This is a genomic window from Rubellimicrobium roseum, assembly GCF_006152145.1.
Lineage (GTDB): Bacteria > Pseudomonadota > Alphaproteobacteria > Rhodobacterales > Rhodobacteraceae > Rubellimicrobium > Rubellimicrobium roseum.
Genome location: NZ_VDFV01000093.1, coordinates 1 through 6106 on the forward strand (window position 1 = coordinate 1; position 6106 = coordinate 6106).

Consider the following 6106-nt stretch of genomic DNA (forward strand, 5'->3'; position numbering starts at 1 on the left):
TAGGGGCCACGAACCCCTACGCGACCATCCCCCACAAGATTGGGCAACAACCCCCTCACCCACCGAGCGCATCAGCACCTCGATATCACCTCGGGTCATGGCGGCCAGTTTATTGGTGAGGTCATCCTCGAAGGTCATGCTGACGGCGAGGTCGTTCTCCTCAAAGCAACCGAGGTCTTGCGCGATGTAGAGCGGCGCGAAGCCGAGCCAGGTCGGCGTGAGAACCCGGATTTCGTCGGCGGCCGAAGCTGCACCCGCCCCGGCAAGAACAGAAAAGGCTGAGACGGCGAGTGTGATCGGCTGGCGCATGATGAACTCCCTGACGTTTTCTGCCAGCTTCAAGCATCCCACATCGAAGTAAATCACTATGTTTGGATGGATACATCGATTAACGTAGATGCATCCGGCTTGCGGAGGATGCATGCGTCGCCTGGACAACATCGACATCCGTCTGCTTCGCGTGTTCCTGGCGCTTGCCGAGGCGGGCGGCTTCGCCGAAGCCCAAGTGGCGCTCAACTTGTCCCAATCGACGCTCAGCACTCACCTTGCTGAACTGGAGAAACGACTGGGTGGTCAGCTTTGCCATCGTGGGCGACAGCAGTTCCGCCTGACCGAACTAGGCCAGGCAACCCGCGAAGCGGCGTTGAAGCTGCTCCGCGACTTGGACGAGTTCAACCAGCGCATAGCTGCGGTACGGGGTGGCTTGTCGGGTCGCCTTCGGATCGGAACTTCTGATGGAACTATGACGCACGACCGCCTAGGCATTCAGGCGGCCATCTCCAGATTCCTGACACCCGACACGGACGTACTCGTGGACTTGATCCTTGGTGCGCCAGCCGAGCTGGAGAGGGCGGTCGCCGATGGAGAGCGCGACATTGTCATCGGTCCATTGACGAGGAAGGCGCCCGGTGTGGTCTTTTTGGACTTCGTCGGTGAGCCCCACCTGCTCTATTGTGGCAACGGTCATCCGCTCTTTGCTTTGCCCGACTCCGAGATCACGAAGCGGCACGTGGACGAGGCTCGCTTCTCGGTGCGCAGTTACCGACACTTTGACGACCTCTATCGTGTTGGTCATCCGAAGGCGAGCGCGTCTGTCGTCCACATGGAGGCGCAACTCATGCTGATCCTCTCGGGGCGCTTCATCGGCTTCCTGCCCTGCCACTTTGCAGATTTCTATATCACGACTGGCCAGCTAAGGCCGATCAAGCCAGACATCTTTCATTTCACATCGATGCACAACGTCGCCTTTCGAGAGCAGGATAGAGACAATGTTCTTATCTCCGGTTTCCGCAAGGTTCTACTGGAAGTCCGCAATAGTCGAGCGCTGTAGTCTTCATGATACTGGCGTCTAGAGAACGGTCGTTTTCTGAGCAGGGAGGAGCGAGTGGAATGGCTCTTGGTGTGCTGAACCGCACCGGGTTTGCCGGAGGCGAGTTTTCGTTAGCTACGCGGCCATGACCGGGGTGACCAGAGCCGCGCAGAAGTTCGCTTCGGCCTCGGCAGGCGGGATGTTCCCGATCGGCTCGAGGAGGCGCCTGTTGTTGAACCAGTCCACCCATTCAAGGGTGGCGAACTCCACGGCCTCGAAGCTGCGCCAGGGTCCACGCCGATGGATGACCTCGGCCTTGAAGAGGCCGTTGATCGTCTCGGCCAGAGCATTGTCATAGCTGTCGCCGACACTTCCCACGGACGGCTCGATGCCGGCCTCGGCGAGGCGCTCGGTGTAGCGGATCGACAGGTATTGAGACCCGCGGTCGGCTCGTGATGGGCGAGGCCCATGCCCTTGGCCGGGCGGCGCTCGTGGACGGCCTGCTCCAGGGCATCGAGAACGAAGCCCGCGTGTGCGGATGTGCTGACCCGCCAACCGACGATGCGCCGCGCAAAGGCGTCGATCACGAAGGCCACATAGACGATGCCTGTCCGGGTCGCGACGTAGGTGAAGTCGCTGACCCAGAGCATGTTGGGCGCGGGAGCCCGGAACTGGCGGTTCACCTTATCCAGCGGGCACGGCGCCTTCTTGTCCGGGATCGTCGTCCTGTGCCGTCGGCCCCTGATGATGCCTTGGAGCCCCACGTCCTTCATCAGCCGCGCTACCGTGCATTGAGCCGCTACCGTGCATCGAGCCACGTCGCAGCCCTCCCGGCTGAGTTGACGCCAGACCTTCCGCACGCCGTGGACGCGTCGGTTCTCCTCGAACACGCGGAGAATTTCGGGCCGCAGCGCCTTGTCCCGCCGAGCGCGATCTGAGAGCCGAGCCGGGCCGGCGCGCTTGGTCAGGTGCTCGTATCACGTGGACGGGTCGATCCGCAGAAGACGGCAGATCGGCTCGACTCCATGCTTTCCTCGATGATCGTCAATGAACGACACCATCACTTCGACCGGCGCGGTCGAGCTCCGCCATCGCAAAATACGCGCTCGCCTTGCGCAAGATTTTGTCGGCCTGGCGCAGTTCCCGGTTCTCGCGCTCGAGCGCCTTGAGCCGCTCGGCCAGCTCGGTCGGGATGCCGGCCCGGCGGCCGCTCTCGACCTCGGCCTTCTTCACCCAGTCGTTCAGCGTCTGGACCGCGCAGCCGATCTTCGCGGAGATCGACACGATGGCCGACCAGCGGGACCCGTGCTGCCCTCGTGATCCGGCACCATCCGCACCGCACGCTCGCGGATCTCGGGAAAGAACTTGTTCGTCGTCTTGCTCATCAGGGCTCACCCTACTCAGGAGTTGGAGCCTCCAGCAAACCCGGTGCGGTTCATATCTTTCCTCCACCTGTCAATTGGCGTCGCGGGAGTTGAAGGTCCTCCTTGAACCTGCTGAAAGCCTGCCTGGGTCGTCCTCAGGCCGCCTCAGATGAGAACCAGGTCGTCTGTCAATGCGGCGATGCTGGACAGCCCGCTGATCGCCAGTTGATGCGCGTCGGCGAACTCGAACTGCACCGTCCCATTCAGGAACGTCGCCATCTTCAGAACATCAGCCACGGACCTGACTGCTCCCCCCCAGAGAGCGTCGTCGAGTTGAAGCGTATCGATGTTGTCGGCGAAGTCCCGGATGCGGTCTTGCCCGGTCGTGAAGACGAAGGTGTCGTTGCCGCTTCTCCCCCAGAGGAGGTTGGTGCCGCCGCCGCCTTTCATGACATCGCTCCCGGCTCCTCCGTCCAGTGTATCGGCACCATCCCCGCCGTCGATCTTGTCGTTGCCGCCCAAGCCGCTCAGGAAGTTGGCGCCGGAGTTGCCGTTAATGCGGTTGCTCGCGGCGTTGCCGGTGCCCCAGAGGTTGGCCGCGCCTGTGAGCGTCAGTCCGTCCACGTGGTCAGCCAAGGCAAAGGACACCGAAGCCCGCGCCCAGTCGAAGCCCTCGCCGGCCGCCTCCACGAGGATGTCTGCGGAGTTATCCACGATGTAGCTGTCGTTGCCCTTGCCGCCTTCCATGCGGTCGGCCCCGGCCCGGCCATCGATCACGTTGATGCCGTCGCTACCGATGATCCGATTGGCGAGCTCGTTGCCCGTGCCCTTCAGATTGGCACTGTTGGTGAGATGGAGATCCTCGACCCATGCGGCCAGCGTGTGGCTCACCAAGGCTATGACCGTGTCGTGGCCCCCGCCTGCCACCTCAACGACGACGTCGCTGGCCTCTGACACCAGATAGGTGTCGTCGCCCGGGCCGCCAATCAACCAATCGCTTCCGGCCCCGCCGTCCAGCGAGTCGTTGCCAGCACCGCCCTCCAGGCTGTCATCGCCCTCATGGCCCGACAGGATGTCGTGGCTTTCGGAACTACTGAAGTAATCAGCCCCGACCCTGCCCTGGACCAAGCTGTCGGAGGCAATGAGCTTCTCTACCTCAGTAGAGGTGTTGAGCTCAGCAAAGACCTGACCGACTGGGCTCAGGCTACCGTCCGCGTGGAAGATGCCACTTCGGAGGTTCCAACCATCGCCACCTTCATAGCCTGCGAACCAGGCGTGCTTCTCGATAAAGCCAAGATCGTCCATCATCTCCGTCGCGGCCCGCGCAAAGGCGGCCTGCTGCTCGAAGGAGAAGCGATCGGGGTTGGACCAGTCCGCGAGGGCCCACTCGGTCACCCAGACCGGCTTGCCATACTGGGCATGAACCTTCTCCAAGAACGTCTTGAAAGCCGTCACGTCGGCGGTCGTGGAGTAGTAGTGAACCTGAATGAAGTCGACTGTCAGGCCCTGCGCCTCGGCGCCAGCCATGAACTTCGCAAGCCATGACGCGCTGCCCACGGCCCCCGTCTGCGTGACGGCCGGAGATCCCAGGCGCAGGCCGATGGCTTGGAGCTGCGGCCACAGCTCCAGAGCATGGGCCACGGTCATGTTGGACTGCAGGTGGTGGTCCGGCTCATTGAATCCAAGGAGCGTCGTGGCACTCGAGGCTTTGATCCTCGTGAGAGCCTCGGCCGTCATGTCCCGGTCGCCCCAGAGCTGGGGCACCCAGGCCGACATCTCTGGGGTCGTGTCGACATCCCAAAGCGGCTTGGGCTTCCACGTATAGTGCCAAGCGAAGCCGGCGCGATCGACGTCGTTCAAGGCGGTGCCCTTGGCGTCGACGTCCCACAGGCCGATGCCGATCTTGTCGCGATGTTCGATGGTCATTGTGTTTGCCCCTCAGCGACACCATCGGATCACGGCGTCGGTGGGGCTCTTTTCATTCGAATGCGTCGAACTGCGGGCGCGTGTCCGGCGCAATCCTGAAGCTTTTAGGGCTCCTATGGGGCCGCGGGATAGGTGGGGCTCTCGTTGACCACCGCGTCGGGCTCTGTTGCAGGAATTGGGGAGGATTTCCCTCGTAGGCTGAGCGGGTTAGTGGCTGGGGGTGAGCAAGCCCGCCCCTCCGAGCTGCCGCACGACGAACTGGCGCGCCTTCAACGCGGCCCTGAAGCAGCGCGGCTCGTTGCTGATCTGGCTGGATTCCGAGATGGAGTGGTTGGCGGCCCTGAGCGGCCGGCGCAGACGCCCTGCGACCTTCTCGGATACGGCGATCCAGGCCCGTCTGATGCTGAAGGCGCTGTTCGGGTTGCCACTGCGCCAAACGGCGGGCTTGGTGGCAAGCCTTCTGAAGCTCGCCAAGCTGGACTGGTCCGTGCCCGACTTCAGCACGCTTTGCCGACGTCAGGAGGACCTGACCGTCACGATCCCTTACAGCCTCACCCCAGGTGCGGCTCGCACCTTCTTGTTGACAGCCCCGGCATCAAGGCCATGGGCGAAGGGGAGTGGAGCGCGCGCAAGCACTTACCGGGCCTCAGCCCGAACGATGATCGAGATTTGGAGTCGCTCCCGGATTTGGCCGCGATAGCAGCGCCGACTTGCGCGGGCTCTGAGGTTGCCGTAAGTCCCAAGCCGGGTCCGGGCCCCTCTGGCAGCGCCGCCCAGCGCTGCGATGTCGGACTTTCCATTTGGCCGCTCCGACCGCGGCTCGCTGGAAGGCCTGTCCTGGATCCGTGCACGATCATCAGGTCCTCCGTGAGCCCGCCGCGAGCGGTGATGGGCAGGGCCGTCGTGCCCCAGGCGGAGAACGAGATGGACCGCACGGACTTTCATCTGGACAGCGGCCCGCGACCGGGCCTGCCGACAGTGGCCAGCGCTGATGGGTGCTCGAACGCGCCGCTCGGCATGAGCGTGAACGAGGTGCTCCCAGGTCCCGGCGACAGCCGGGTCCGAGCGGGCTGACCGGCAGCCTTTCCCCGTCCCTGGTCCGGGCCCCTCTGGCCGGCATGCCCCGCCTTGGCATTCCGGCGATGTCGGACTTCCCCTGAGAAACGCCTTTCCGCTGCGGGACGGAAGGCAGAACACAGGAATCGTCCCTTGGACGCAACCATCTGGCTCTGGCTGGGCTTCGCCGCCTTCATTGGCGTGCTTCTGGCCTTCGACCTCGGCGCTTTCACCAAGAAGGCCCACGCGATCAGCGGACGCGAGGCGCTGATCCGCGTGGGCATCTACTTCATCATCGCCATGATCTTCTGCGCGGGCGTCCTCTACTATCAGGGCTCCGAGCCGGCGCTGCAGTTCCTCAGCGCCTACCTGATCGAATACAGCCTCAGCATCGACAACATCTTTGTCATCGTGCTGATCTTCACGCACTTCGCCGTCCCACCCCAGTACC

3 protein-coding genes, 3 pseudogenes and 1 other annotated feature are annotated in these 6106 nt (G+C 63.3%); of the genes and pseudogenes, 3 read left to right on the plus strand and 3 right to left on the minus strand.

The window, feature by feature from the left end:
• Positions 1–342 (minus strand): type 2 periplasmic-binding domain-containing protein (locus tag FHG71_RS22495; protein ID WP_218014221.1); only part of this gene is annotated, 342 nt, incomplete at its 3' end.
• 79 nt (positions 343–421) lie between these two features.
• Between FHG71_RS22495 and FHG71_RS22500 the strand changes: the two genes are divergently transcribed.
• Entirely contained in the window at positions 422–1330 is a 909-nt protein-coding gene (locus tag FHG71_RS22500; RefSeq protein ID WP_139083991.1) for a LysR family transcriptional regulator, read from the plus strand.
• Between the two features lie 114 nt (positions 1331–1444).
• Here FHG71_RS22500 and FHG71_RS22505 read toward each other — a convergent pair.
• Both FHG71_RS22505 and FHG71_RS22510 read right to left on the minus strand, forming a co-directional pair.
• A pseudogene (locus FHG71_RS22505) lies at positions 1445–2694 on the minus strand (IS3 family transposase).
• Positions 2296–2414: a sequence feature (AL1L pseudoknot), on the minus strand. It overlaps the preceding pseudogene by 119 nt.
• A gap of 144 nt (positions 2695–2838) precedes the next feature.
• The gene (locus FHG71_RS22510) at positions 2839–4599 is read right to left on the minus strand and encodes a glycosyl hydrolase (protein WP_139083993.1); all 1761 of its coding nucleotides are present in this window, start codon (positions 4597–4599) and stop codon (positions 2839–2841) included.
• A gap of 220 nt (positions 4600–4819) precedes the next feature.
• On the opposite strand from FHG71_RS22510, the pseudogene FHG71_RS22515 reads away from it, so the two are divergent.
• Both FHG71_RS22515 and FHG71_RS22520 read left to right on the plus strand, forming a co-directional pair.
• Positions 4820–5235, plus strand: a pseudogene (locus tag FHG71_RS22515) (IS5 family transposase); the annotation flags it as partial.
• A gap of 573 nt (positions 5236–5808) precedes the next feature.
• Positions 5809–6106 (plus strand): annotated as a pseudogene (locus tag FHG71_RS22520) (TerC family protein); the annotation flags it as partial.